General features: G+C 65.6%; 1 protein-coding gene. It reads right to left on the reverse strand.

Going from position 1 to position 2,760, the window contains the following annotated elements:
• Positions 1 to 178: 178 nt before the first annotated feature.
• The gene (locus ACZ67T_RS46230) at positions 179 to 2,491 is read right to left on the reverse strand and encodes a hypothetical protein (protein ID WP_469993084.1); all 2,313 of its coding nucleotides are present in this window, start codon (positions 2,489 to 2,491) and stop codon (positions 179 to 181) included.
• Positions 2,492 to 2,760 lie beyond the last annotated feature (269 nt).

Consider the following 2,760-nt stretch of genomic DNA (forward strand, 5'->3'; position numbering starts at 1 on the left):
CCTCACGGAACTCCGGATCGAACTTCCGTCGCTTCTCCGCCATGACTCCCAACTTCCCCTGCAGCCATGGTCTTCACGCTACGAGGGGAGGGACAAGTCCGCACAACAGGTGTGGTGCGATCGCTGAATCAGGTGAGATCTGCCTCGGGCTGCTGTGGCCAGGAACACGTGGCGGCCTCTACATTTCGTGTATGCCTTCTAGCTTCCAGGGGTCGGCGATGCGCCCGCAGATGTCCCGCCCATAGCGCTCCAGGCGATCCGCTTCTTCGCGGCGGCCAAGCTGCCGCAGCGTGTCGATCTCGTACAGGCGGGCATTCTCGCCAGCCGAGGTCGCTCGCTCATACCAGGTCAATGCCTCCTGCCGACGACCCGCCTCGGACAGTGCGTTTCCGGCTGTCGTGAGCGCTCCGGGTGCTCCGGCGGCGGCCGCGCGCTCATACCAGGCCAATGCGTCGGTCAGGCGGCCCGCCTCCTCTAGCTTGGCGGCAGCCCACTCGAATGCATCCCGGGCACCGGCCTCGGCAGCCCGTTCGAACCAGACCAAAGCGTCGTCCACACGATCCATCCGCCACAGAAGGCCAGCCTTCGTGGTGAGCGCTTCGGTGACGCCGGCCTCGGCCGCGCGCTCGCACCAAGTCAAAGCCTCGTCCAACCGGTCGCGGTGCGCGAGGTCCTCGGCCGCGCGCAAGAGGGCCTGAGTGTCGCCGGCCTCGGCGGCGCACTCGTACCAGCCCAGGGCCTCATTCAGGCGGCCCGCATCCACAAGTTGATCGGCCACACGCCAGAAGGCGAATGTGTGTCCGGCGGTGGCCGCGCGCTCGGCCCACTCCATCGCTTCGTCCAGGCGGTCCGCGTCGGCCAGCTGGAAGGCACCGAGTTGGAGGGCATATGTGCTTCCAGCGGCTGCCTTGCGCTCGCACCAGGAGAGCATCTCATCCAGCCCGCCGAGGACGTCTGCCAGCATTTCGTGAAGCTGGAACACGGCTTCAATGTCTCCGTTGTCGGCTGCACGCTCATACCAGATGACCGCCTCGTCCTTGCCGCCCGCACTCGCGAAGGCGTCGGCCACGCACCGGAGATTTGCGGTGTCCCCGTTGTCGGCCGCACGCGCGCACCAGTGTGAAGCCTCGTCCCAACGACATGAGTCCGCCAGCTGCATGGCCGCCCAGCCCAGCATCTCCATGTCGCCAGCGGCGGCCGCGCGTTCGCACCAGTCCAATGCCTCTTTTCGGCGGTTGGCCTTCCACAGCGCACTAGCTGCATACAAGGCTGCGTCAGTGGCACCGGCGGCCTCCGCGCGCTCATACAAGCGAAAAGCCTCGTCTAGGCGGTCCACTACGCGAGGGAATGACAAGGATTTCGGTGACGGAAACTGTCGACGACTGTGGGTGCCGGCCAGAAGGTTGGCTGCTTCGATGAAGGCATGGACGTCTCCGGCGGCAGCCGCACGCTCATACCAAACCAGCGCGTCGTCCAGGCATCCGGTGTTCGCCAAACGCACAGCAATCCACTCGATGGCTCCCGTGTCACCGGCATCGACCGCACGCTTGTAGCAGTCGATTGCCTCGTCGACACGGCCGGCTCTCGATAGAGCACCGCCCTTCGCGGTAAGCGCTTCGGCGTTTCCGGCGGCCGCCTCACGTTCGCACCAGTCCATGGCCTCCTCGCGACGCCCGGCTCGCTCAAGGATGAGAACGGCCTCGCGGTATTCACCTCCCTTCGCCCATAGGGAACAGGCAGTCTGCATGAGCCCACGTTTCAGTGCTTCTCGGGCAAGATTTCGGGCAGCCTCTCCTTCGCAGTGGTCCACAGCCGCCTGCCAGAACCGAGAGGGGGCACACTCAAGGCGACGCACGGCCCGGCCGTGATCTTCGAGGAAATCGGCCAACTGGACATGCCCATGAGCCGACGGTTCGGTAGAGCCCCGTGAGCGTCTGGGCTCATGGAGGGGACCTGGGACTCCTCTGACAGGCTCGGCGAGGTCGGGCAGCGCCTGTTCGAGCCAGTTGCCCGGCAGGAGCTGCCATGCAGGTCGTGTCACGTATCCCTCGGCCGCAGCTTCAAGGAAGGGTAGAGGGAGATTTACGGGGTGGCCGAGCCGACGCGCGTCGATCGCCGCGTCAAGCAGGGCTCGAGCACCGGGCGGCGCCGTGTCATAGATGTTCACCAGCTCGAATGCTGCGGCCAGGTACTGGGTGATCATGTGGTCTGGCGCGGAATAGGCAGCCGCAACGAGCCGCGGATCCGTTGACCGTTTCAGCTTCTCGACCTCGGCGGGAGCGAAGGTTGGCGGGACGTGCAGCGAACGTCCGGCGAGTAGGACGTGCGCCTGGTCGTCTTTGCGTAGCTCGTTGAGGAACTCAGGCCAGATGGTGCCCAGGACCAGCACTGGCGCCCGGGAGGCGTCGGCCAGCAGGGTACGCAGCCCCGCGGTAATCGCTTCGCCGTGCTCGGAATGCAGCAAGTAGTGGTGGGCGTCGTTGAGCCACACAGCTGTCTTCGGACCGACTCGTTGAAGGTCGGCAAGGGCCGCCTCAGGACGTCCAGGGTCAATGGGATGCCACAGACGCCAGTCGCTGGGTAGATCTTGGACGGCTTCGTAACATGCGCGCGTCTTGCCCGTGGATGAGGTGCCAACCAGCATCACGAGCCGACTACCGCCTGCTGACGGCGGTCATGCCAAGCTCCCCATGGGCGGCCATTTAGCGCCCCACTGACGGCCTCGGGATTCCCCACGTACGGCTGGTTAGAACTCCCCAC

It is taken from the genome of Streptomyces sp. NPDC107517 (assembly GCF_055582645.1).